16 protein-coding genes and 6 pseudogenes are annotated in these 23,522 nt (G+C 65.9%); 14 read left to right on the top strand and 8 right to left on the bottom strand.

Annotation, left to right across the window (positions count from 1 at the left end):
* Nucleotides 1-127 precede the first annotated feature (127 nt).
* From istA (HQ394_RS01970) to HQ394_RS01930, 8 genes and pseudogenes are all read left to right on the top strand, one after another.
* Nucleotides 128-1,628 (top strand): annotated as a pseudogene (gene istA / locus HQ394_RS01970) (IS21 family transposase).
* Entirely contained in the window at nucleotides 1,625-2,503 is an 879-nt protein-coding gene (istB, locus tag HQ394_RS01965; RefSeq protein ID WP_317628947.1) for an IS21-like element helper ATPase IstB, read from the top strand. Before istA (HQ394_RS01970) ends, istB (HQ394_RS01965) begins: the two are co-directional and overlap by 4 nt.
* 257 nt (nucleotides 2,504-2,760) lie before the next feature.
* Nucleotides 2,761-3,420, top strand: coding sequence for a tyrosine-type recombinase/integrase (locus HQ394_RS01960; RefSeq protein ID WP_317629029.1), 660 nt, complete (start codon nucleotides 2,761-2,763; stop codon nucleotides 3,418-3,420).
* Nucleotides 3,417-4,355: a tyrosine-type recombinase/integrase gene (locus HQ394_RS01955; RefSeq protein WP_190261794.1), complete on the top strand. Its 939-nt coding sequence runs from the start codon at nucleotides 3,417-3,419 to the stop codon at nucleotides 4,353-4,355. The genes HQ394_RS01960 and HQ394_RS01955 overlap by 4 nt, the downstream gene beginning before the upstream one ends.
* The gene (locus tag HQ394_RS01950) at nucleotides 4,352-5,344 is read left to right on the top strand and encodes a tyrosine-type recombinase/integrase (protein ID WP_190261793.1); all 993 of its coding nucleotides are present in this window, start codon (nucleotides 4,352-4,354) and stop codon (nucleotides 5,342-5,344) included. Before HQ394_RS01955 ends, HQ394_RS01950 begins: the two co-directional genes overlap by 4 nt.
* A gap of 2 nt (nucleotides 5,345-5,346) precedes the next feature.
* On the top strand, nucleotides 5,347-5,766 hold the full coding sequence (locus tag HQ394_RS01945; protein WP_190261792.1) for a zincin-like metallopeptidase domain-containing protein: 420 nt from the start codon (nucleotides 5,347-5,349) through the stop codon (nucleotides 5,764-5,766).
* An 834-nt stretch (nucleotides 5,767-6,600) separates the two neighbouring features.
* On the top strand, nucleotides 6,601-7,023 hold the full coding sequence (locus HQ394_RS01935; RefSeq protein ID WP_190261790.1) for a putative toxin-antitoxin system toxin component, PIN family: 423 nt from the start codon (nucleotides 6,601-6,603) through the stop codon (nucleotides 7,021-7,023).
* Nucleotides 7,020-7,286: a type II toxin-antitoxin system TacA family antitoxin gene (locus tag HQ394_RS01930; protein WP_190261789.1), complete on the top strand. Its 267-nt coding sequence runs from the start codon at nucleotides 7,020-7,022 to the stop codon at nucleotides 7,284-7,286. Before HQ394_RS01935 ends, HQ394_RS01930 begins: the two co-directional genes overlap by 4 nt.
* Before the next feature lie 44 nt (nucleotides 7,287-7,330).
* Here HQ394_RS01930 and HQ394_RS01925 read toward each other — a convergent pair whose 3' ends face one another.
* Nucleotides 7,331-7,648, bottom strand: coding sequence for a hypothetical protein (locus tag HQ394_RS01925; RefSeq protein ID WP_223291784.1), 318 nt, complete (start codon nucleotides 7,646-7,648; stop codon nucleotides 7,331-7,333).
* 376 nt (nucleotides 7,649-8,024) lie between these two features.
* Here HQ394_RS01925 and istA (HQ394_RS01920) point away from each other — a divergent pair.
* Both istA (HQ394_RS01920) and istB (HQ394_RS01915) read left to right on the top strand, forming a co-directional pair.
* Nucleotides 8,025-9,522 (top strand): annotated as a pseudogene (istA, locus tag HQ394_RS01920) (IS21 family transposase).
* Nucleotides 9,519-10,283: pseudogene (gene istB / locus HQ394_RS01915) on the top strand (IS21-like element helper ATPase IstB); the annotation flags it as partial. The pseudogenes istA (HQ394_RS01920) and istB (HQ394_RS01915), both read left to right, overlap by 4 nt.
* Nucleotides 10,284-10,749: 466 nt before the next feature.
* On the opposite strand, the gene HQ394_RS01910 reads toward istB (HQ394_RS01915), so the two are convergent.
* The gene (locus HQ394_RS01910; protein WP_190261787.1) at nucleotides 10,750-11,760 is read right to left on the bottom strand and encodes an IS110 family RNA-guided transposase; all 1,011 of its coding nucleotides are present in this window, start codon (nucleotides 11,758-11,760) and stop codon (nucleotides 10,750-10,752) included.
* 168 nt (nucleotides 11,761-11,928) lie between these two features.
* Here HQ394_RS01910 and HQ394_RS01905 point away from each other — a divergent pair.
* The 4 genes and pseudogenes from HQ394_RS01905 to HQ394_RS01890 form a co-directional block, all read left to right on the top strand.
* Nucleotides 11,929-12,346: pseudogene (locus tag HQ394_RS01905) on the top strand (transposase); the annotation flags it as partial.
* Between the two features lie 99 nt (nucleotides 12,347-12,445).
* Entirely contained in the window at nucleotides 12,446-13,630 is a 1,185-nt protein-coding gene (locus HQ394_RS01900) for an IS701 family transposase (RefSeq protein WP_190263072.1), read from the top strand.
* A complete protein-coding gene (locus tag HQ394_RS01895) occupies nucleotides 13,627-13,794 on the top strand; it encodes a hypothetical protein (protein ID WP_190260090.1) in 168 nt (55 codons plus the stop codon). The genes HQ394_RS01900 and HQ394_RS01895 overlap by 4 nt, the downstream gene beginning before the upstream one ends.
* A 153-nt stretch (nucleotides 13,795-13,947) precedes the next feature.
* The gene (locus HQ394_RS01890) at nucleotides 13,948-14,976 is read left to right on the top strand and encodes an IS110 family RNA-guided transposase (protein ID WP_190261523.1); all 1,029 of its coding nucleotides are present in this window, start codon (nucleotides 13,948-13,950) and stop codon (nucleotides 14,974-14,976) included.
* A gap of 171 nt (nucleotides 14,977-15,147) precedes the next feature.
* On the opposite strand, the gene HQ394_RS01885 is transcribed toward HQ394_RS01890, so the two are convergent.
* The 6 genes and pseudogenes from HQ394_RS01885 to ppk1 all read right to left on the bottom strand — a co-directional run bounded on the left by HQ394_RS01885 (nucleotide 15,148) and on the right by ppk1 (nucleotide 23,518).
* Nucleotides 15,148-18,927, bottom strand: a complete 3,780-nt coding sequence (locus HQ394_RS01885) for a hydantoinase B/oxoprolinase family protein (RefSeq protein ID WP_190261786.1) — start codon at nucleotides 18,925-18,927, stop codon at nucleotides 15,148-15,150.
* A gap of 309 nt (nucleotides 18,928-19,236) precedes the next feature.
* Nucleotides 19,237-19,536 carry a hypothetical protein gene (locus HQ394_RS01880; protein ID WP_223291783.1) on the bottom strand — a complete coding sequence of 100 codons (300 nt, stop codon included), beginning with the start codon at nucleotides 19,534-19,536 and terminating at the stop codon, nucleotides 19,237-19,239.
* Nucleotides 19,537-19,580: 44 nt separating this feature from the next.
* A pseudogene (locus HQ394_RS20980) lies at nucleotides 19,581-19,757 on the bottom strand (transposase); the annotation flags it as partial.
* 33 nt (nucleotides 19,758-19,790) lie between these two features.
* Nucleotides 19,791-20,455, bottom strand: a pseudogene (locus tag HQ394_RS20355) (DUF2076 domain-containing protein).
* 212 nt (nucleotides 20,456-20,667) lie between these two features.
* Nucleotides 20,668-21,189, bottom strand: a complete 522-nt coding sequence (locus HQ394_RS01865) for a SixA phosphatase family protein (protein ID WP_190261783.1) — start codon at nucleotides 21,187-21,189, stop codon at nucleotides 20,668-20,670.
* A 25-nt stretch (nucleotides 21,190-21,214) separates the two neighbouring features.
* The gene (gene ppk1, locus HQ394_RS01860) at nucleotides 21,215-23,518 is read right to left on the bottom strand and encodes a polyphosphate kinase 1 (protein ID WP_223291782.1); all 2,304 of its coding nucleotides are present in this window, start codon (nucleotides 23,516-23,518) and stop codon (nucleotides 21,215-21,217) included.
* Nucleotides 23,519-23,522: the final 4 nt, after the last annotated feature.

The following is a 23,522-nucleotide window of genomic DNA, read 5'->3' as shown; positions in this document are numbered from 1 at the left end:
GCGAAGGCGGGGAGCTGTGTATGGCGGTGACAAATTAGGCCACGTAGCGGCGGCGATTGGTGCGGCCGCGCCGGAGTAAAATCTGGCCAGTGGTTAGGCTGTCTCTTTTTGTGGGGGGCGGCCGGGGATGTTTGCCGTGGAAGTCTACGCCGCCGTTCGGCATTTCGTTTTCATCGAGGGCAACAGCCGGCGTGAGGCGGCCCGGGTGTTCGGGCTGAGCCGTGAGACGGTTTCGAAGATGTGCCGGTTCTCGTTGCCGCCCGGCTACACGCGAACGAAGCCGGTGAAGAAGCCGAAGCTCGGGGTGCTGCTGCCGGTGATCGACGCCATCCTCGAGGCCGACAGGACGGCGCCTTCGAAGCAGCGGCATTCGGCCAAGCGGATCTTCGAGCGACTGCGCGACGAGCACGGTTATGCCGGCGGTCTGACGGTGGTGAGGGACTACGTCCGGGTTGCTCGGNGGAGATTGCGGGAGACCTTCGTGCCGCTGGCTCATCCGTCCGGTCATGCGCAGGTCGACTTTGGCGAGGCGATCGGCGTGATCGGCGGCGTCCGGCAGAAGATCCACTTCTTCTGCATGGACCTGCCGCAATCGGATACTCCTTTCGTGAAGGCCTATCCGGCGGAGACGACGGAAGCCTTCCTCGACGGGCATGTGTCGGCATTCGCCTTCTTCGGCGGCGTGCCGTTGTCGGTGCTTTACGACAACACGACGCTCGCGGTGGCGAAGATCTGCGGCGACGGCAGGCGGGAGCACCCGGGCCTTTACGGAACTGCAGNNAGCCATTACCTGTTCCAGGATCGCTTCGGCCGTCCCGGCAAGGGCAACGACAAGGGCAAGGTCGAGGGGCTGGTGAAGTATGCTCGATCGAACTTCCTGACGCCGATCCCCCAGGCGGCAAGCTTCGACGATCTCAATGCCATGCTGGAAGATCGCTGCCGGCAGCGACGAGGCGAACGCGCCGGTCGCCACGGCGAAACCATCGGCGAGCGTCTCGTCGCCGACCTCGAAGCCTTCCGGGATTTGCCGGCGGTGCCATTGGAGCCGAGCGAGAAGCGGGCGGCCCGTGTCTCATCGACCGCCCTGGTCCGCTACCGCGGCAACGACTACTCGGTACCGACGGCATACGGCTTCCGGGATGTTGTGGTGAAGGGCTTCGTCGACGAGGTGGTGATCCTTTGTGCCGGCGAGGCGATCGCCCGGCATCGTCGCTGCTATGGCACGGGCACCTTCGTATTCGAGCCGCTGCACTATCTCGGCGCTGATCGAGACGAAGCCGAATGCCCTCGACCAGGCGGCGGCGCTGAAAGACTGGGATCTGCCGGAGGCGTTCCAGCACCTGCGCCATCTCCTCGAGGCGCGCATGGGCAACCGCGGCAGGCGGGAGTTCATCCAGGTGCTGCGGCTGATGGAGGCGATCCCGATGGAGATGGTGGCGAGCGCGGTCAGCGAAGCGATCCGGCTCGGCGTCATCGGCTTTGATGCGGTCAAGCAGATTGCTCTGGCGCGCGTCGAGCGGCGGCCGGCCCGGCTCGACCTGACGGCCTATCCACATCTGCCGAAAATGGACGTCAGGATGACGGCGGCGGCTGACTACGCCGTTCTCGTTCCCGGGACAACGGCATGACCGGCAAGGCGGGCGCTGATGCGATGCCGGCGGGAACGACAAGCGGCACACCGCAGGTTCTGCTGGCGCATCACCTCAAGCAGTTGAAGCTGCCGACCGTTCTGCGGGAATACGACAAGATCGCCCGCGAATGCGCACGCGACGGCGTCGATCATCCCCGCTATCTGCTGCGCCTGGTGGAACTCGAACTGATCGACCGAGAACGCCGAATGGTCGAGCGGCGGATCAAGGCAGCACGCTTCCCGGCGGTCAAAAGCCTCGACACCTTCGACTTCACCGCGATTCCCAGCCTCAACAAGATGCTGGTGCTCGAGCTGGCCCGCTGCGAGTTCATCCTGCGCCGGGAGAACGTCATCGCGCTCGGCAACAGTGGCACCGGCAAGACCCATGTCGGGCTCGCCCTCGCTCTTGCCGCCTGCCAGAAGGGGTTCACCGTCGCCTTCACCACCGCGGCCGCCCTCGTGCACCAGTTGATGGAGGCGCGTGACGAGCGCCGCTTGCTGAAGCTGCAACGCGATCTCCAGTCGGTGATGTTGCTCATCGTCGACGAACTCGGTTACCTGCCGCTGTCGCCGACCGGGGCGGAACTTCTGTTCGAGGTGTTCTCCCAGCGCTACGAGCGCGGCTCGACCCTCGTCACCTCCAATCTGCCGTTCGAGGACTGGACCTCGGTGCTGGGATCGGAACGGCTCACCGGCGCGCTGCTCGACCGCCTGACCCACCACGTCCATATCCTCACCATGAACGGCGACAGCTACCGGTTGAAGCAATCCGCCGGACGTCGTCGTCCCCCCACCGCAGCCGATCGGGCGGAGCAAAACCAGACCACCGCCGAGACCGTCGATCCCGAGACCGGCAAAACCAGCAAGCCCTGATCCCCGAGGCAAAGCCGACGCACGGCAAGGGGCCCGATCGGGCCCCTTGCCGTGATTGCACCGCTCTCGCCCAAATGGCCTGCTTTTACTCCGCTACAGTGGCCCAGAATTGCTCCGCCGTTGACAGAACCGGAATGATCGATCTGACGCGTCTTCGCGCCGCCGATACCATCAGCTTTGTCCAGCATGTGCTGGCAGGCAGCCGTCCGTACCGCGACAAGACGGTCACGACCCATCTGCGGACCTTCTTCTAGTATCTGTTCGCGCGCGGGGCAACGGCAACCAACCTCGCGCTGAGCATCCCGAAGGCGGCCCAGCGCTGGGATGCGCGACTGCCCCGGCACCTGTCGCCCGATGGGGTCGAGGCGGTTCTTGCTTCGGTGCGCGGCAACCCCCGACACGGCGCACGCGACTATGCGATGCTGCTCCTCATGGCGCGGCTCGGCCTGCGCGCGCCCGAGGTCATCGCGATCCAGCTCGACGATATCGACTGGCGTGCGGGCGAGTTGCTGGTGCGCGGCAAGGGGCAGTTGCACGACCGCTTGCCGATATCCGCCGAGGTCGGCGAAGCCCTGAGCCGGTATCTTCGCGAGGAACGTGGGCCGACGAGTTGCCGAACGGTGTTCGTCACGCACCGCGCGCCGCATCGTGCGTTCAACAACGGCCAGATCATCAATGCCATCCTCAAGGACGCCTTGGCGGCGACCGGCCAGAAGCCAGTCACGCCCTACGTGGGATCGCACCTCCTGCGTCATAGCCTTGCGACCCGGCTGGTGAATGCGGGCGCGTCGCTTGACGAGGTGGGCGACGTGCTGCGCCACCGCTCGCGAACATCGACCATGGTGTATGCGCGGCTCGATATCGACGGGCTGCGATCCATTGCGCAGCCCTGGCCGGTGGCGGGAGGCGTGCAATGAGCATCGCGCCCCAGCTCGACGGCTATCTGAGCGTCAGACGCAGCCTTGGCTACGACCTTCGCACCGATGAGCGGGTGCTCCGCCGCTTCGCCCGGTTCGCCGATCAGGAAGGTGCTCCGCACATCGACACGGCGCTGTTCCTGCGCTGGGACGTGAGCCTGCCCGATGTGGGCACATCGACGCGATCGGCCCGGCTCGGCAAGGTGCGGCTGTTCGCACAGTGGCTGTGCAGCATCGACCCGGCCCATGAAGTGCCGCCGCGCGGACTGCTGCCTGACCGTTCCGGGCGGCCACGCCCGCATATCTACAGCGAGGCCGAGATCGCATCGATCATCGCAGCGGCCAAGGCGCTGCCCTCGGTCTACGGCTTGCGCGGGCTGACCTGCTCGACCCTGTTCGGGCTCATTGCAGCCACCGGCCTCAGGATCAGCGAAGCGCTTGCGCTCGACGATGACGACCTCGATGCCGGGGATGGCGTGCTGCGCGTGCGGCGCGGGAAGCTCGGCAGGGAGCGGCTGCTCCCGCTCGACTCGACCGTGGTGGTGCAGCTCGTCGCCTATGCCGCCGAGCGTGACCGATTGCTCGGGCGCACCGCCGATACGTTCTTCGTCTCCTGCAAAGGAACGAGGCTGACCGACTGCGGCGCACGCTACAACTTCGCGCATGTCTGCCAGCGGATCGGCTTGCGCGCGGATCAGCAATACTGCCGGCATGGCCGGGGACCGCGCATCCACGATCTTCGCCACACCTTTGCAGTGCGGACGATGATCAACTGGTACCGGACCGGCAAGGACCCGGCGCGCGAGATGATCCGGCTGACGACCTATCTGGGCCATACCGACCCCGACAATACGTTCTGGTATCTGGAGGCGGTACCCGAGCTGCTCGATCTGGCGATGGCGCGCGCAACCGCTGGCGGGGAGGCGGACCAATGAACACCGCCACCTTGCCGGCGCTGATCCAGCGCTTCTTCACCGACCGGCTGTGCATCCAGATGGAGGCCAGCCGCCATACGGTTGCAGGCTATCGCGACACGTTCCGGCTGCTCCTGCGGTTCGCGAGCGCTCGACATGGCAAGCCGCCGGTCAAGCTCACCGTCGAGGACATTGACGTCGATCTGGTCGCCGACTTCCTCGTTCATGGCGAGACCACGCGCGGCAACACTGCACGCAGCCGCAACACGCGGCTCGCCGCGATCCGCTCGTTCTTCCGCTACGTCGCGATGACCGATCCGACCTGGCTGCTCCACTGCCAGCGCATCCTGGCGATGCCCAACAAGCGCTATGTGAAGCGCGCGGTGACGTTCCTCGACGCCGAAGAGATCGCGGCGTTGCTGGCGGCCCCGGATCGTTCGACATGGGCAGGACGGCGTGATCATGCGCTGCTCCTGCTCGCGATCCAGACAGGCTTGCGGGCATCTGAGCTGGTCAACCTGCGGTGTGGTGACGTGGCGCTCGGCAGCGGCGCGCATATCCGCTGCATGGGCAAGGGCCGGAAGGAACGCTGCACGCCGCTCCGTCGTGACACGGCCAAGCTGCTTGCGGCATGGATCGGCGACCGTTCGGACGACAACAGGCCACTGTTCCCGTCGATCCGAGGCGAACGGCTGAGCCGCGATGCGCTCGAACATCTGGTCCGCAAGCACTGCCTCACGGCATCGCGCGCTTGCCCGAGAATCGCCGCGAAGCGGGTCACGCCACATACGCTTCGCCACAGCACCGCGATGGACCTGCTCCATCATGGCGTCGATCAAGCGGTGATCGCCCTCTGGCTCGGACACGAGTCGGTCGCGACCACCCAGATCTACATCCACGCCGACATGCGGATGAAGGAAAAGGCCCTCGCTCGCATCGCCGCTCCGGCAACACCGTCGAGCCGGTTCCGGCCCGACGACCAGTTCCTCGCGTTCCTCGAAGGGCTCTGATTATGCCGAACCGCCGCATGGTCAACGCCCGGAAAACAGGCCTCTGGCAGAGGCCATGCGGCATAATCCCAGTTACGGCATTATGGGTGTTATGCCGATATCGGCATACCACCCACTGGACGAGGCACGAAAAGCGCCTTGACCGGGACTTTGGCCGCAAGCGCTGGGGCGATGAAGGGTACGCAATGGAAGAAATGGTTGCCGAGCTTGGTGCGGCGTTCCTTTGCGCCGACCTTGAATTGCGGCCGCAAATCCGCGAGGACCACGCGCCCTATATCGCCGGATGGCTGAAGGTGCTGAAGGAAGACAAGCGGGCGATATTCACCGCCGCCGCGCACGCGCAAAAGGCCGCCGACTTTCTGCACGGCTTGCAGCCGAAGGAATCGACGGAACCGAAACCCGAGGAAAAGGAAGCGGCGTGAAGAGCCTGCCCCCGCGAAGGCGGAAGCGACCCCTTTCCCAACAAGAAGGAGAAACACCCCATGATATCCGAAGCCGAATACGACCGCCTTTACGCCGATCGCCCGAAGACCACCAAGGGCCGGGCAAACCGCGCCGCGCTGCTCATTCGCGGCGGAAGGTGCTCCGGAGAATTCAGCCGCGCCTATGACGATTGTTTCGAAATGGGCGACGGGGCGCAGGTTCTGGCCCTGCTGATGGAGCGGGTCCGGGAGCGGCCCGAACTACGCGAGATGATGAAAGCGCAGGGCGTGTGGTCCGAGGATTATGAGAACACGCCCCCGCCGCAGCCCCTTAGCCTGACCGAAGAGGACAAGATCCGCGCGTTCGTGAAGGCGACCGGCGGCATGTCCGGCGCGGCGGAACGCTGGAAGGAACGCGCCGCCAGGGGCATGAGCGACCGGGAGCTTGAAGCGGCGCTCGCCTTCGAGATGGGGCAGGGCGGCAGCAGCGGCCCGGACGGGCTTTCCATCAGCCAGAACGGCGCGGGCCTGCGGATCTGGGCAAGCTGGGAGATCCAGAACATCCATACCGCGAGGCCCTTGTTTGCANAGGCCACCATCGCCAAGGCCCGCGAGGTTTACGGCATCCCCGATCCCGCCGACCGGCAGCTTGCGTTGTTCTGAAAGGGGGTGGAATTCGCGGCCCCGGCCCGTCCCGTGCCGGGGCGAGTCTGTTTGTCGCGTCAGCCCCGGCGCTTTCCAGCGCCGCCCCTGATCCCCGCCCGGTTCTCTTGCCGTGCCATTGGTTTTGCGGATTTCTTGTAATATCATATAAGATATGACATCATATAGGATATGAGAGTTGTTCTGGATACGGACGTGATCGTTGCCGCCCTGCGCAGTCCGACGGGCGCATCGGCCGCCTTGCTCCGGGCGATCCGGCGCGGACGCGGCGTGATGCTGCTCAGCGTGCCGCTGCTGATCGAATACGAGGCCATATGCCAGCTCGCCGAGCACCGGCTGGCGGCAGGGCTCGATGAGAGCGAGGTTGCAGCCTTTCTCGACGGCCTCGTGTTTCTGGCGCAGCCCGTCGAGACGCATTACCGCTGGCGGCCCCAGCTTCGCGATCCGGGCGATGAAATGGTTTTGGAAACGGCGGTGAACGGCCGGGCGCATGCGCTCGTGACCTTTAACCGCCGCGACTATGGCGACAAGCCGGGGACCTTCGGCATCGAGGTTCTGAACCCCGGCCAGGCATTAAGGAGGATGCAGGAATGACGACGAGAAGCAGCACATACCCGCTCCGGCTTCCCCGCTCGCTGAAGGCGGCGATCGAGAAGCTGAGCAAGCGCGACGGCACGAGCGTCAATCAGTTCGTGGTCATGGCCGCCGCCGAAAAGGTCGCGGCGATGACGACGGCGGAATACTTCACCGAACGCAGGGAGCGGGCGGACATGGAGGCGTTCGACCGCATCCTCAATCGCAAGGGCGGGCAGCCGCCCCAGCCCGGCGACGAACTGTCCGAGGAAGGTGACCGATAGGAGGCACGAGGAAGCGCCTTTCTATCGTTCTATCGCCGCCGCTCTCACCCCGCCGTTTTGGCGCGGCGTTTGATGAAGCGCCAGCCCATGAACAGGCCGCCAGCGAGGATAACGGCGAGGATCGTCCAGGTAATCCGCTCGCCCGAGAAGAAGCCCCGGCCAGGCGCGGGCACCGTGGACGCGGACAAGGCCACCTGGCGCTGAATCTCGGCATTCGCGAGCCGCTTTTCTTCCTCGATCCGGGTCTTTTCCGCCGTCACGTCGGCAACGACCGTATCCGCCACCGAGCACGGCAGGACGACGTACCCGTCGGGCAGTCTGCCGTAAGCCTTGGTCAGGCCCGCTTCGTAGGCGCTGCGCACACTCTGGCAGCTTGTGAGGGTCATGAACGACGAGGCCGGGATTTTTCGGCAATCCCGAGGCAGCGGCGCAGATGCGTTGCCACGTCCGCCGGATCGTAATCCATGCACGGCTCCCACGCCGGGCGAACGCCGCCTCCGGTTGCCTGCGCCGGAGCCGCGGACGAGGTGATCTGCATGCGCGGCGCGAGCGAGGCAAGGTAATCGGCCGCGACCGTGCAGTCCGGGCGGGCATAGCCGGAGGGGAGTTTGCTCTCCGGATCGGTGTGTGTATGGCGGTGACAAATTAGGCCACGTAGCGGCGGTGATTGGTGCTGCCGCGCCGGAGTAAAATCTGGCCAGTGGTTAGGCGGTCTCTTTTTTGTGGGGGCGGCCGGGGATGTTTGCCGTGGAAGTCTACGCCGCCGTTCGGCATTTCGTTTTCATCGAGGGCAACAGCCGGCGTGAGGCGGCCCGGGTGTTCGGGCTGAGCCGTGAGACGGTTTCGAAGATGTGCCGGTTCTCGTTGCCGCCCGGCTACACGCGAACGAAGCCGGTGAAGAAGCCGAAGCTCGGGGTGCTGCTGCCGGTGATCGACGCCATCCTCGAGGCCGACAGGACGGCGCCTTCGAAGCACGGCATTCGGCCAAGCGGATCTTCGAGCGACTGCGCGACGAGCACGGTTATGCCGGCGGTCTGACGGTGGTGAGGGACTACGTCCGGGTTGCTCGGGGAGATTGCGGGAGACCTTCGTGCCGCTGGCTCATCCGTCCGGTCATGCGCAGGTCGACTTTGGCGAGGCGATCGGCGTGATCGGCGGCGTCCGGCAGAAGATCCACTTCTTCTGCATGGACCTGCCGCAATCGGATACTCCTTTCGTGAAGGCCTATCCGGCGGAGACGACGGAAGCCTTCCTCGACGGGCATGTGTCGGCATTCGCCTTCTTTGGCGGCGTGCCGTTGTCGGTGCTTTACGACAACACGACGCTCGCGGTGGCGAAGATCTGCGGCGACGGCAGGCGGGAGCGCACCCGGGCCTTTACGGAACTGCAGAGCCATTACCTGTTCCAGGATCGCTTCGGCCGTCCCGGCAAGGGCAACGACAAGGGCAAGGTCGAGGGGCTGGTGAAGTATGCTCGATCGAACTTCCTGACGCCGATCCCCCAGGCGGCAAGCTTCGACGATCTCAATGCCATGCTGGAAGAGCGCTGCCGGCAGCGACGAGGCGAACGCGCCGGTCGCCACGGCGAAACCATCGGCGAGCGTCTCGTCGCCGACCTCGAAGCCTTCCGGGATTTGCCGGCGGTGCCATTGGAGCCGAGCGAGAAGCGGGCGGCCCGTGTCTCATCGACCGCCCTGGTCCGCTACCGCGGCAACGACTACTCGGTACCGACGGCATACGGCTTCCGGGATGTTGTGGTGAAGGGCTTCGTCGACGAGGTGGTGATCCTTTGTGCCGGCGAGGCGATCGCCCGGCATCGTCGCTGCTATGGCACGGGCACCTTCGTATTCGAGCCGCTGCACTATCTGGCGCTGATCGAGACGAAGCCGAATGCCCTCGACCAGGCGGCGGCGCTGAAAGACTGGGATCTGCCGGAGGCGTTCCAGCACCTGCGCCATCTCCTCGAGGCGCGCATGGGCAACCGCGGCAGGCGGGAGTTCATCCAGGTGCTGCGGCTGATGGAGGCGATCCCGATGGAGATGGTGGCGAGCGCGGTCAGCGAAGCGATCCGGCTCGGCGTCATCGGCTTTGATGCGGTCAAGCAGATTGCTCTGGCGCGCGTCGAGCGGCGGCCGGCCCGGCTCGACCTGACGGCCTATCCACATCTGCCGAAAATGGACGTCAGGATGACGGCGGCGGCTGACTACGCCGTTCTCGTTCCCGGGACAACGGCATGACCGGCAAGGCGGGCGCTGATGCGATGCCGGCGGGAACGACAAGCGGCACACCGCAGGTTCTGCTGGCGCATCACCTCAAGCAGTTGAAGCTGCCGACCGTTCTGCGGGAATACGACAAGATCGCCCGCGAATGCGCACGCGACGGCGTCGATCATCCCCGCTATCTGCTGCGCCTGGTGGAACTCGCACTGATCGACCGAGAACGCCGAATGGTCGAGCGGCGGATCAAGGCAGCACGCTTCCCGGCGGTCAAAAGCCTCGACACCTTCGACTTCACCGCGATTCCCAGCCTCAACAAGATGCTGCTGCTCGAGCTGGCCCGCTGCGAGTTCATCCTGCGCCGGGAGAACGTCATCGCGCTCGGCAACAGTGGCACCGGCAAGACCCATGTCGGGCTCGCCCTCGCTCTTGCCGCCTGCCAGAAGGGGTTCACCGTCGCCTTCACCACCGCGGCCGCCCTCGTGCACCAGTTGATGGAGGCGCGTGACGAGCGCCGCTTGCTGAAGCTGCAACGCGATCTCCAGTCGGTGATGTTGCTCATCGTCGACGAACTCGGTTACCTGCCGCTGTCGCCGACCGGGGCGGAACTTCTGTTCGAGGTGTTCTCCCAGCGCTACGAGCGCGGCTCGACCCTCGTCACCTCCAATCTGCCGTTCGAGGACTGGACCTCGGTGCTGGGATCGGAACGGCTCACCGGCGCGCTGCTCGACCGCCTGACCCACCACGTCCATATCCTCACCATGAACGGCGACAGCTACCGGTTGAAGCAATCCGCCGGACGTCGTCGTCCCCCCCACCGCAGCCGATCGGGCGGAGCAAAACCAGACCACCGCCGAGACCGTCGATCCCGAGACCGGCAAAACCAGCAAGCCCTGATCCCCGAGGCAAAGCCGACGCACGGCAAGGGGCCCGATCGGGCCCCTTGCCGTGATTGCACCGCTCTCGCCCAAATGGCCTGCTTTGACTCCGCTACAGTGGCCCGTGTGTGGACGGCCCCCTGGGTGCAAGGGGTGAGGGGGAGAAAATCTGATCTGGTGCGATGGCAGTCGTGTGTCCGGCCTGTTTTGCGCGGCACGATGTCCGCTGGCCCAGATGGGTTCCGCGATCCACGCCCAAACGGATTAGCGGCCTTGATGGCCACCGGGCTACCCGGGTTCTGTGGATCGTCGGCTCGACCGATCAGCATCTCTCCGTCCTCAGCCCTGCACCTGCGGCATCAACGAGTGGTCAAGCGGTTGCCGGCTGGCGATACGCCTCTCCACTCGTCATCATCGCCCAGACGATGCGGGCCATCTTGTTGGCCAGCGCGACCGCCGCGAGCTTGCGCGGCCGCCTCGCCAGCAAAGCGATGAGCCACGCCGAGGCCTTTCCCGGCTTGGCCTGTCGGATCACCGCGGTTGCTCCCAGCACCAGCAACTGGCGCAGCCGCTCGTCGCCGGCGCGGCTGATCCCGCCCAGCCGCGTCTTGCCGCCGGTGGAATGCTCGCGCGGAGTCAGCCCCAGCCAGGAGGCGAAATACCGCCCCGACTTGAACTGGCTGAAATCGACCCGCAGCACCAGGCTCAACGCGCCGATCGGCCCGATCCCCGGCACCTCCGCCAGCATCTTGCTGGTTGGCGTCTGTTTGTGTTGCGCCACCAGCCGGGCGTCGACCTCAGCCAGCCGCGCATCCAGCCGACCGATCTCGGCGCCCAGCAACGCCAATGCGTCCTTCGCCGGCGTCGGCAGATCCGCGTCCTCGGCGACGTCGGCCAGCAGCTTTGCCACGCCTTGGCGGCCAAGGCGGCCGACGTGACCGAACTCGGCCGCGTGTCCGCGCAGCGCGTTGACCAGCTGCGTGCGTTGGCGCACCAGCAACTCGCGCACCGACAGCAGCATCGCGTTGGCCTGCTGGTCCGCCGACTTGACCGCGACCTCGCGCATCTCCGGCCGGGCCGCGGCTTCGCTGATCGCCTCGGCATCGTTGCGATCGTTCTTGCCGCGCTTGACGAAGGGTTTGACGTATTGCGGCGGGATCAACCGCACCGTGTGGCCGAGCCCGGCCAGCACGCGTCCCCAATGATGCGAGCCGCCGCAGGCCTCCAGCACCACCTCCATCGGCGGTCGGCGCGCGAAGAATGGCACCATGTCCTGGCGGCGCAGATTTCGTCGCAGCACCGCCCGCCCGTCGGCATCCGTGCCATGTAGGGTGAAGACGGACTTGGACGTGTCGATCGCAATGCGGGTAATCTCGGTCATGGACGGCTCCTGTTCACTTCGACAGCGAACCTTGGCACCAGATGCCGCGGGGCCGTCCACCCCAACGGATTATGCGTAGAGGTTGGCGGGTGTAGGGTAGTCCATTGGAATCGCCTAGGATTCGGTTGTCGAAGCCAATCCACGTCGTTTCCGCAGCGCCCACCCGCCATGGTTGATCCGACGCTGCCGCTGCTTGGCCTGTCACCGGTTGCCGGCAATCAAATCGTCGCCCGGTTCGACGGCGGCCGGCTGTCGTCCGACGGCGGCCTGTTGGTTTTGCGCGAGATCGAGCGCCGGCTGGAAGTCGCCGATCGCCTCGCCGCCTGCATCGACGATCCGCGCGATCCCGGCAGCACCGTGCATACGCTGGCCGACATCATCCGCTTCCGGATGCTGATGATTGCCGCCGGCTACGAGGACGGCAACGACGCCACCGGCTTGCGCGGCGATCCGCTGTTCAAGTTGGCGCTCGAACGGCTGCCGTCGGACCGGGACCTGTGTTTCGCAGTCAACCATCTCGCGGCTGGAGAACCTGCCGGATGCGCGGACGCTGCTGCGGCTGGGCCGGGCTCCGGTCGACGTCTGGCGCGGCCGCACCAATCGCCGCCGCTACGTGGCCTACTACTACAGTTGCATTTTATCCTCTAATATGGTTCCGTTGCCTGCGGCTGTGGGAGGGCGACGGATGGGTGTGGCGGAATGGGCGGGCACGCTTGTTGATTGGAAGGCGGAGCTCGAGGGGTTGAGGCGGGTGATCGCGCCGGCGCTGGGGCGGGCGGAGACGCGCCGTTCGGCCGGGATGTTCATCGACGGGCTGTTCTCGGCGGCATCGCGCAAGACCGGCTGGATGCTGGCCGAACAGGCGGGCCTCGAGGCACCCTATCGCCTCCAGTCACTGCTCGGACGCAGTTCATGGTCGGCAGACCAGCTTCGCGATCTGGTGCGCGGGTACGTGACGAACGCGCTGGGTGATCCGGGCGGCGTGCTCGTTGTCGATGAGACCGGTTTCCTGAAGAAGGGCCGGCACTCGGTGGGTGTCGGCCGTCAGTACTCGGGCACCGCCGGCCGGATCGAGAACTGCCAGGTCGGCGTTTTCGTCGCCTACGCCAGCCGCTGGGGCCACGCGCTCATCGACCGGCAGCTGTACCTGCCGAAAGACTGGGCGGACGATGCGACGCGCCGCCGGCCGGCCGCCGTGCCGGACGACGTCGAATTCAAGACCAAGCCGGCGATGGCGCGGGAGATGATCGAGCGGACGCTCGACGCCGGCCCGCCTTGCGCCTGGGTTCTCGCCGATGCGCTCTACGGCTCGGACAGTCAACTCCGGCACCTGCTCGAGGGCCGCGGCCAGCCTTATGTCCTTGCCGTACGCTCCAACCACACCCTTCGCTTCCTCGAGGACGGGACCCTCGTCCAGACCGACCCTGCCACCATGCTGGACACGCTGGCGGACGATGCGTGGTCGTCGCTGACCGCCGGCGAGGGGGCGAAGGGTCCAAGGCTCTACGACTGGGCAAGGCTGCCGCTCGGATGGTCGACGGATGACGGTTTCGAGCGCTGGCTGCTCATCCGCCGCAGCCGGCGTGATGCGCAAGCACTCGCCTATTACCTTGCCTATGCCCGGCAAGGCACGTCCCTGCCCGAGCTTGCCGCTGCCGCAGGCCTCCGCTGGACGATCGAGGAGTGCTTCCTGCGGGCGAAGGACGACCTCGGCCTCGATCACTGCGAGGCGCGCTCCTGGCACGGATGGCATCGCCACATGAGCCTGGTCCTCGCTGCCGCCGCCTTCCTCGCCAAATTGTCGGCCGACCAGCGCCGGATCGCCTTCGATAAACGGGACAAAACGAGTCCGGCCGCCGCGGCCGCATGACCGTCCCGCTCGCCACGCCGGAAATCCGCCACATGCTCGAAAGGATCCTGTTCCGGGCGAAAACCCATCCCGCCTTCGTCTGGGCCTGCTCACGATGGCGCCGCAGCCACCAAACGACAGCCGCCAGCAGTCACCGCAAGAAACGACTAGAAACGCAACTGTAGTACTGCTTCGGTCTCGATGCGCAGCACACCGGACGTGGGCGAGAGCAACCGCTGAACGGACGCACCTGATGCTGTGGACGGCTCTCCACCCGGCATCGGAGTGCCATAGAGTGGTTATTGCTGAGGTAACCACGCTGAAAAGGAGAGCCGCCCGTGGGACAGGTTACGACGATTGGTCTTGATATCGCCAAGTCCGTATTTCAGGTCCATGGCGTCGACGCCGATGGACAGGTCGTCCTCCGCCAGCGCCTGACCCGCGCCCGCGTCTTGCCATTTTTCCGCAAACAGCCGGCATGCCGCGTCGGCATCGAGGCGTGCGCCACGGCGCACCACTGGGCGCGTGAACTCCTCACCCTTGGCCATGAAGTCCGGCTGATGCCGCCGGCCTACGTCAAACCCTACGTCAAGCGGCAGAAGAACGACGCCGCCGACGCCGAAGCGATCTGCGAGGCGGTCGGGCGGCCAACCATGCGCTTCGTCACACCGAAGACGGTCGAGCAGCAGAGCGTGATGATGCTGCATCGCGTCCGGCTGATGCTGACCCGCCAGCGCACCCAGGTCGGCAACGCGATCCGGGCGCACCTGGCCGAACTGGGCATCGTGGCGCCGGTCGGCCGCAAGGGGCTGGCGAGCCTGCTCGCGATCATCGCCGACGAGACCGACGCACGGCTGCCGGCGGCCATGCGCTGTTGCCTCGCAATGCTGGCCGAACAGCTGCAGCTTCTGAGTGTGCAGATCCAAGAGAACGACCGTGCCATCCGTGAAACGATCCGCACCAGCGAGGTCGCCCGCCGGCTGATGGCAATCCCCGGCGTCGGTCCGCTGCTCGCCAGTGCCCTGGTCGCCAGCATTGCCGATCCGGCCACGTTCAAGTCCGGCCGCAACCTCGCCGCCTGGATCGGCCTCGTTCCGAAGCAGAACTCGAGCGGCGGCAAGGAGCGATTGGGGAGCATCAGCAAGCAGGGCAACCGCTATCTGCGGCAGTTGCTGGTTGTCGGCGCGCTGGCCGTCATCCGCCAAGCCCAGCGATACGGCAGCAAGCGGGCCTGGCTGATCGGGCTGATGGGCCGGCGGGCCACCCGGGTCGCGGCGGTGGCCCTTGCCAACAAAACGGCGCGGATGGCCTGGGCGATCATGACCTCGGGTGAATCCTACCGCGAGCCGAAGGCGGCCACGGCCTGATCTTGGAAGTAAAGACGCGATCCACCGAGCAGGACAAGGAGATTGGCAAGGGCAATCAGGCAGGTGATGCGGACAACGGTCGACACCGTCGGGGCGGGAAAACCCATTTATCCCAGCGCACGTCTTTCGAGTGCGGGCTCTTGGTTGGGACTCGTCCCCGCGAAGAAGGCATCAGGGCCTGCGGCCATGTACGCGCCGCATCACAAGGCCGAACACATGGTCGCACCGACCAACGCCGCAGATCTCGCACGAAAATCCTTGCCAACGGAGAGCCGTCCACACATGGATATTCCTGCCCTTATGGAAGTTTGCGGGGAGTTTGCCTGTGCTGCGCCAATACGTCTTTGGCCTCCCGTAGCCACCGCCGCCGGGGGTTTCGATCACCAGGGTGTCGCCGGGGCCGACCTCGATCTGCGCCGTCGCCGCAAGCTCCTCGTGACTGCCGTCGGCGCGCTCCACCGCGTTGCGACCGGGCTGGCCTGGTTCGCCGCCTTCGAGGCCGAAGGGGGCGATGCGGCGGTGGTTGGTGAGGATGGAGGCGGTCATCGGCCGGCGGAACTCGATACGGCGGATCACACCGTCGCCGCCGTGAAACTGGCCGTCGCCGCCCGAGCCACGGCGGATGGCGAATGCGCGCACCAGCACCGGAAACCGCCACTCGAGCACTTCCGCATCGGTGATCCGGGTGTTGGTCATATGGGTGTGGACGGCGGACGTGCCATCGAAACCCGGTCCGGCGCCGGAGCCGCCGCAGATGGTCTCGTAATACTGGTGGCGGGCGTCGCCGAAGGTGAAGTTGTTCATCGTCCCTTGCGCCGCCGCCATCACCCGCATGGCGCCGAACAGCGCGTCGGTGATCACCTGCGAGGTCTCCACATTGCCGGCGACCACAGCGGCGGGATGGCGCGGCGCCAGCATCGAGCCCGTGGGCAAGATGATCCGGAGCGGCTTCAGACAGCCGGCGTTGAGCGGGATGTCGTCGTCGACCAGGGTGCGGAAGACGTAGAGCACCGCCGCCTTGCACACCGCCGGCGGGGCGTTGAAGTTGCCGTCCTGCTGTGGCGAGGTGCCGGTGAAATCGATCGTCGCCGCGCGGGCGGCCTTATCGATGCGGACGGCGACGCGGATGACGAGGCCGTTGTCCATCTCGTAGGCGAAGTGGCCGTCACGCAGCACGTCGATCACCCGGCGCACCTGCTCCTCGGCGTTAGCCTGGACGTGGCGCATGTAGGCCTCGACCACTTCGAGACCTACGTCGGCAACGAGGCGGCGCAACTCGCCGACGCCGCAGGCGTTGGCGGCGATCTGGGCACGCAAGTCGGCCAGGTTCTGCTCGATGTTGCGCGACGGCCAGCGACCGGAGGCGAGCAGGGTGCGCATCGCCTCCTCACGGAAGCGACCGGCGTCCACCAACACCTCGTTGTCGATCAGTACGCCCTCTTCGTCGATGCGGCGGCTGTGTGGCGGCATGGAGCCGGGGGTGATGCCGCCCACGTCGGCATGATGGCCGCGGCAGCCGACGAAGAACAGCAGCTCGCGATCGGCGGCATCGAAGACCGGGGTGATCACGGTGATGTCGGGCAGGTGGGTGCCGCCGTTGTAGGGGGCATTGAGCACGTAGACGTCGCCCGGGCGCATGCGGCCGGCGCGCTCGCGGATCACCGTTTCGATGCTGTCGCCCATGGAGCCGAGGTGCACCGGCAGGTGCGGCGCATTGGCGACCAGTCCGCCATTGCGATCGAAGACGGCGCAGGAGAAATCGAGGCGTTCCTTGATGTTGACCGACTGGGCGGTGTTGGCGAGCACCGCCCCCATCTGTTCGGCGATCGCCATGAAGCGGCTGTTGAACACCTCCAGCAGCACCGGATCGGCGGCAGTGCCGATGGCGTGGCGCCGCGGCCGCGGCGTCGCCCGGGTCAGCAGCAGATGCCGCCGTGGTGTCATCGCCGCCCGCCAGCCGCATTCGACCACTGTCGTCGCGTTGGCCTCGACGACGATCGCCGGGCCGTCGATGGCGTCGCCGGTGGCGAGATCGTCGCGGCGGAAAACGGGCGTCTTGACCCAGCCGGTATCGAACCAGGCGCGGACGTGTTCGACCGGCAANCGCGGTGGGCGATCGGCTGCGGGTTCGGTGGCGCTTTCCTCGCTGCGTGCCATGCTGCCGATGGCTTCCACCACCATCGCCTCCACCACCAGCGGCCGCTCGGCCATGATGAAGCCGAACCGCTGGCGGTGCTGGTCGGTGAAGGCGGCGGTCATGGCGGCAATGTCCGCTTCGTCCACGGTCAGCGGCGTATCCGTCCCCTGGTATTTCAGCTGCAGACGTCGTTCGAGGTGGAAGGAGGCGGCATCAGTACCCTGGTGCTGCGCCTGGGCCATAGCCGCGGCGGCGAGGTCATCACCGATCACTGCCAGCTCTGGCAGCAGATCGGCGCTCAGCACGCGTTCGACCGCGTGTTCGCGGATCGCCCGTACCTGGGCCAGGCCCATGCCGTAGGCGGACAGCACGCCGGCCAGCGGATGGATCAGCACCGTCGTCATACCGAGCGCATCGGCGATCCGGCAGGCATGCTGGCCGCCGGCACCACCGAAGCAGTTGAGCACGTAGCGCCCCACGTCACGCCCGCGCTGGACGGAGATGTGTTTAATCGCGTGCGCCATGTTTTCGACGGCGACGGTAAGGAACCCGTCGGCCACCGCTTCGCTGCTGCGACTGCTGCCGGTGGCCGCGTTGATCGCCTTGGTTAGCGCAGCGAAGCGGCTTTGGACAATGCCCGGGTCGAGCGGTTGATCGGCGGCCGGCCCGAAAACGCGCGGGAAATGCTGCGGCTGGATGCGGCCGAGCAGCACGTTGGCGTCGGTGACGGTGAGCGGGCCGCCGCGGCGGTAGCAGGCGGGGCCGGGCACGGCGCCGGCGGAGGCAGGACCGACTCGGAAGCGCGCACCGTCGAAGGCGAGGATCGAGCCGCCGCCGGCGGCAACGGTGTGGATCGCCAGCATCGGCGCAGTGATCCGCACGCCGGCCACCTGCGTCTCCAGCGTCCGCTCGTAGCTGCCGTCGTAGTGGGAGACGTCGGTGGAGGTGCCGCCCATGTCGAAGCCGATGACGCGTTCGAAGCCGGCGATCCGCGCCGTCTCGATCATGCCGACGACACCGCCGGCGGGGCCGGAGAGGATTGCGTCCTTGCCCTGAAACAGCGCCGCACCGGTCAGTCCGCCATTCGACTGCATGAACATCAAGGGCGGCGCCGTGCCGTCGTCGCCCCTGAGGCGGGAGCTCACCTGGTCGACGTAGCGGCGCAGGATCGGCGACAGATACGCGTCGACGACGGTGGTATCGCCGCGACTGACCAGCTTCATCAGCGCGCTTACCCGATGGCTCACCGATATCTGGGTAAAGCCGATGGCTTCGGCGATCGCCGCCAGCCTGGCCTCGTGCGCCGGGTGCCGGTAGCCATGCAAAAGGACGATGGCGATGGCGCGAATGCCGTCGTCGAAGGCCGCCTGCAGCCGGGCGGTCGCCGTCGCCGCATCCAGCGGGGTGAGGATGCTGCCTTCGGCATCGAGCCGCTCGTCGATCTCCACCACCCGCTCGTAGACGAGGTCGGGCAGGACGATGTGGCGGGCGAACAGCTGCGGTCGGTTCTGGGTGCCGATGCGCAAGGCGTCGCCGAAGCCGCGGCTGATGGCGAGGACCACCCGGTCGCCGCGGCGCTCGAGCAGCGCGTTGGTCGCCACCGTGGTCCCCATCTTTACCGCACCGATGGCGGCGACGGGCAGCGGCTCCCCGGCTGCGACGCCCATCAGCCGCCGCACCGCCTCCACCGCCGCGTCCTCGTAGTGCTCCGGGTCGTGCGAGAGCAGCTTGGCGGTAACGATCGTCCCCGCGGGCGTCCTTGCCACCACGTCGGTAAAGGTCCCGCCTCGATCGATCCAGAAATGCCACTTCATTGCAGAAAACAAAGCCAAATCAATCTCATAACCCCAGGTGTGGGTGTAGGCACGGTGTAGGCACGCCTAACAATATCAACGGTTTAGAAAGCCGAAGTAGGCATTTTGTGGGCATGGCGACCTTATTTTCCCGCAGAGGTGTATGGCAGGTGCGTGCGCCTGTGAAGAAGCAAGGCAAGCCCGCTACATCTGGCGTTCCCTGCGTACGACCGATCGTGGCGTCGCGGCTACTGGAAGCGCAAATCCCGTGACGGCAAGCCGACTACGAAAGCTAATCCCGCTGATCGAACGTTGGTCGTGGTGCCTGACTCAGAATCGCCTATGTTGTTCAGCCTCTGTGCGAAACGTCGCGAGAGGAGTTTGACGCTGGCGATGGATTTCTCGAAATCCCTTGCAAGACGGCGGCAGCACTTTGAAGCCGTCCGCCGTGTCAGAACGCTTGACGATCTCGATGGCGAGCTGTGGCAGGACGTCGGCAACCCGATCGGCAAATTTCGTGCCTTGGTCGCCGCCATCAGCAAATAGCTTCTTCAGGCATGGCTGCAGGCCGAACAGCGTGACCAGCACCAGAACACCGCCATCACGGTCCTGCACATCCGCCGGATGCACCGGTAGAGCGTGTGATGGACCATCGCCAGCGCGCGGCCGTAGTCTCAGCGTTGCGGGCAGTCATGCTGCGTGCTCCGCGGCGGCAGGTCGCTTGGCATGGTTCGCCACTGGCAGCCAGTACACAGCACGTACAAGATGCCATTCAGGATCGCCCGGATATCGACGCTGGGCCGGCGCCTGCCGCGCTTAGCTAATGGGATCAGCGGCTTGATCAGCGCCCACTCGGCGTCGGTCGTCCACCTCGGGTCGCGTCTTCAGACCATATCCGAGTCGTCGCCACTCAACCCGTCAAGATCGTCTGCCTGCAGGTCATCGGTTGACAAGGAAGGGGCGTTGTCCGCCGTTGGCGTCGGCTCGAACGGCGCTTGGCTTCCGTAGTCGTTAATCACCGTTTCCTCGACCAGCGTCGGCGCGCCACCACCAAGGAAACTCCCCGGCATCAGGCCGTGACCCCAGCCACCACCGCCCATGCGGAAGAGGGAACTGATCCCTTCGAAGAGCAGCGCGCCACCAGCGACACCCGTCGCGGTCTGCAGCGCGCCGCGGAGAAACCCGCCCCCGATGAAGCGGCAGACTGCGGCTGCGGCGACGGTGCAGCGGCGGGGCTGGTGCTGGGTATCCCCGGGCTCCATGGCCCGCGCAGCGGCGTGTTGGCGAGGAAACTGCCGTCAGTGGTGCCTGATCCCGCTGTGTTTCGGGCACTGGCCAAGTCCTGCTGCAGTCTGCGGATTTGCTCCTGTGCCGCGGACAGCGCTCTGTCCTGCACCAGGAGAAGTTGCGTCATCAGGTAAGGGGCACCGGAATGCGCCTGCAGTCCTGCCTCGATCAGTTGCTGCGCCTCCTGATCACGGTCGCCATGATCAGTTTGGCGTAGCCGTTCGAACAGGCCCGTCACCAGTTGCCGTTCCTCGGGTGTCATACTGCGAAAGCTCCGCTTCTGAAGACAGAGAGGATAGGGTCTCGCCCATTCTCGCAGCGTTGACGGGAGATGAAACTCCTGTCATTCGCCGCACTTGTTGTCGAAGGGCTCGTCCTGCTCATCTTGAACCGGCGCGAAGAGGCCATTCAACTCACGACTTAATGGTTGCTAGCGCCCTGCGTCCGGTGGCTGCGCAGTCATCAGTCCGTGGCCTAGTCTTTCCCGGCTTTGCGGGGGCGGGTGAAGGCTTCGAGGTTGCCGCAGCCGGGTTTCAACTCGGTCCAGTGGTCGATGTCGCAGCCGATGGCGGCGAAGGTGCCGGTGGGGAACTTCGCCGCGAGTTCGTGCCGCAGCGGGTCGTCCTCGCCCTCGGTCAGCATCAATGCCAAGCGTTCGAGTCCGGGATTGTGGCCGACCACCATCACCGAGGCGAGGCTTTCGTTGAGGCGGCGCAACCGGCGCAGCAGCACCGGTGCTTCGGCCAGGTAAATGCCCTTCTCGTAGCGTACCGGCACCGCCTCGCCGAAGGCTTCGAGAATCACGTCGAGCGTCTCACGGGTCCGCTTCGACGGCGAGCACAGCACCTGTGCCGGCAGCCATCGCTCGCGCACCATGTAGTCGCGCATCTGCCGCGCCGCTGCCCGGCCGCGGCCGTTGAGTGGCCGGTCAATGTCGGGCAACGCCACGTCCTTCCAACTGGACTTGGCGTGGCGCAGCAGGAGGACGGTCTTCACCGCCGGCGTCCCGATCCGGTTCCGCTCACTTCGGTCCGCGGCGGGCGAAGGCCCGCGGCTTCACCTTGCGCATCCGCTTCGCCCGCTCAGAGCGCAGCCGCGCCGACTCCATCATGATCTCCTGCGCCGAGCGCACCTTGTGGCCGCCGCCGCGCGGTCGCCGCTGCACGTAGCTGCCGTCCGCGCACATGTCCCAGCCGCTGCGACGGTCGGCGAGTTGCGTCTCGATCAGCGCGTTCAGCTCCCGCCGCAGGTCGGGATGCTCGATCGGGGTCAGGATTTCGACCCGGCTCTCCAGGTTGCGGGTCATGAGGTCGGCCGAGCCGATGAAGTACTCCTCGTCGCCACCGTTGCGGAAGTAGTAGATGCGGGCATGCTCAAGGAAGCGGCCGACGATACTGACCACGGTGATTGTCTCGGAGATCCCGGGCAATCCCGGGCGCAGTCGGCAGGTATCGCGGACGATCAGTTCCACCTTCACCCCCGCCTGCGATGCCTTGTAGAGGGCGGCGACCACGTCCGGATCCTCAAGCGCATTGCACTTGAAGCGGATCAGCCCGGGTTTCTCGGCATTGTGGACGGCGATCTCGCGGTCGATCTTGGCGAGCAACGCCTTCTTCATCAGGTGCGGCGCGGTGAGCAATCGGCGATAGGCGTGCGCCGGCTTGCAGCCGGTGGTCAGGTAGTTGAACAGTTCGGTCAGGTCGAGGCCGATCTCGCGATCGCAGGTGAGAAGACCGAAATCGCAGTAAAGGCGGGCGGTGCCGCCGTGATAGTTGCCGGTGCCAACATGAACGTAGCGGCGCAGGCCGTTGTAGTCGCGACGAACGACGAGTACCGCCTTGGCATGGGTCTTGAGCCCGAGGACGCCGTAGGTGACGTGGATGCCCGCTTCCTCCAGCCGGCTTGCCCAGCGCAGGTTCGCCGCTTCGTCGAAACGCGCCTTCAGCTCCACCACCACCGCCACCTGCTTGCCGTTGCTGGCGGCATCGATCAGGTGATCGACGATCATTGTCGCTTCCGAGGTGCGATAGAGCGTCATCTTGATCGCCAGCACCTTCGGGTCCTCTGCCGCCTCGCGGACGAAGCGCACCACGGAGTTGGCGAAGGATTCGTAGGGGTGGTGCAGCAGGATCGGCCCATTCTCGCGGATGGTATGAAAGATCAGGTCGCGGTCCAGCAGCTTGACGTTCTCCGTCGGCTGGAACTTCGGGTCGTGCAGCGCTTGGTTGTCGAGCGCCACCAGTTCCCAGAGGTCGCGCATGCCGATCATCACGTCGGATTCGTAGACGTCGCGCTCCTCGTCCAGCCCTAGTTCCGCCGCCAGCATCCCCTTGTGGTTGGCGTTGATGCCTTCCGCCACTTCGAGCCGGACGATCGGCGCGAACTTGCGGTCGCGTAGTTCGGCCTCGATCAGCGATACCAGGTCATCGGCCCCTTCCTCGCCGCGCTCGGTGTTGGCGTTGCGGGTGACGCGGAACAGCTCGACGCTGGCGATCTCCATCCCCGGAAACAGCTCCGAGAGATTGTTTGCCATGACGTCTTCCAGCAGGACGAAGTGGTCGTCGCTGCCGACGCGGATGAAGCGGGGAACGCCGCTGCCGACCGGCACCTTGACCCGCGCCAGCGTCAGCTGCGGTTCATGGGGGAAACGCAAGGTGACCAGCAGGTTGAGAGAGAGATTAGAGATGAAGGGAAACGGATGTGCCGGGTCCATCGCCAGCGGCGTGACCAGGGGGAAGATGTTCTCGTGGTAGTAGTCGCGCACCACTTCCCGTTGTGCCGACGCCAGCTTCGAATAGGAGAGGATACGGATGTTCGCACGGCGCAGTTCACCGACCAGTTCGAGGTAAACCTCGCGTTGCTGGCGGCGGAACTCGGTCATCGCCGTCCGGCACTCCTCCAGTTGCTGCACCGGCGTGCGGCCATCGATGGAGAGTTTGGTCACGCCGGCGCCGATCTGCTGCTTGAGGCCGCCGATCCGCTTCATGAAAAACTCGTCCATGTTGCTGGCGCCGATGGCGAGGAACTTGACCCGTTCCAGCAGCGGCGTGCGCTTGTCGCGGGCTTCGTTCAGGACACGAAAGTTAAACTGCAGCCAAGTGAGCTCGCGATTGAGGTAGAGTTCGGGCGCCGCCAGATTGGCCGGCGAGGGCGCCTGCGTCGTCGTCAGTCCCGGGATAACGGCAGGTTGCGCAGCATCCTCGGGGTGCTCCGCATCTTCTTCGACCTCGTCCGCCATGGCACGTTCCGGAGCCGGAAACGACCCCGCCAGGGGCATTGCGTCCGTCTCCTCCGTGGCAAGAGCGGCGGTCTTCGTCTCGGTCATGCTG

The sequence above is a fragment of the Defluviicoccus vanus genome, from assembly GCF_014672695.1.
In the GTDB taxonomy this organism is placed as follows: domain Bacteria; phylum Pseudomonadota; class Alphaproteobacteria; order Rhodospirillales; family Defluviicoccaceae; genus Defluviicoccus; species Defluviicoccus vanus.
Note: the sequence above shows the minus strand (reverse complement) of the source record. Positions and strands in the feature narration are given on the sequence as shown.

What these genes read in the sequence shown, in the direction of transcription:
- HQ394_RS01950 (WP_190261793.1), top strand. Translation starts at nt 4,352, where the DNA reads ATGAACACCGCCACCTTGCCGGCGCTGATCCAGCGCTTCTTCACCGAC.
- HQ394_RS01935 (WP_190261790.1), top strand. Translation starts at nt 6,601, where the DNA reads ATGAGAGTTGTTCTGGATACGGACGTGATCGTTGCCGCCCTGCGCAGT.
- ppk1 (WP_223291782.1), bottom strand. Translation starts at nt 23,518, where the DNA reads ATGACCGAGACGAAGACCGCCGCTCTTGCCACGGAGGAGACGGACGCA.
- HQ394_RS01930 (WP_190261789.1), top strand. Translation starts at nt 7,020, where the DNA reads ATGACGACGAGAAGCAGCACATACCCGCTCCGGCTTCCCCGCTCGCTG.
- HQ394_RS01910 (WP_190261787.1), bottom strand. Translation starts at nt 11,760, where the DNA reads ATGACCGAGATTACCCGCATTGCGATCGACACGTCCAAGTCCGTCTTC.
- HQ394_RS01895 (WP_190260090.1), top strand. Translation starts at nt 13,627, where the DNA reads ATGACCGTCCCGCTCGCCACGCCGGAAATCCGCCACATGCTCGAAAGG.
- HQ394_RS01900 (WP_190263072.1), top strand. Translation starts at nt 12,446, where the DNA reads ATGGGTGTGGCGGAATGGGCGGGCACGCTTGTTGATTGGAAGGCGGAG.
- HQ394_RS01945 (WP_190261792.1), top strand. Translation starts at nt 5,347, where the DNA reads ATGCCGAACCGCCGCATGGTCAACGCCCGGAAAACAGGCCTCTGGCAG.
- HQ394_RS01955 (WP_190261794.1), top strand. Translation starts at nt 3,417, where the DNA reads ATGAGCATCGCGCCCCAGCTCGACGGCTATCTGAGCGTCAGACGCAGC.
- istB (WP_317628947.1), top strand. Translation starts at nt 1,625, where the DNA reads ATGACCGGCAAGGCGGGCGCTGATGCGATGCCGGCGGGAACGACAAGC.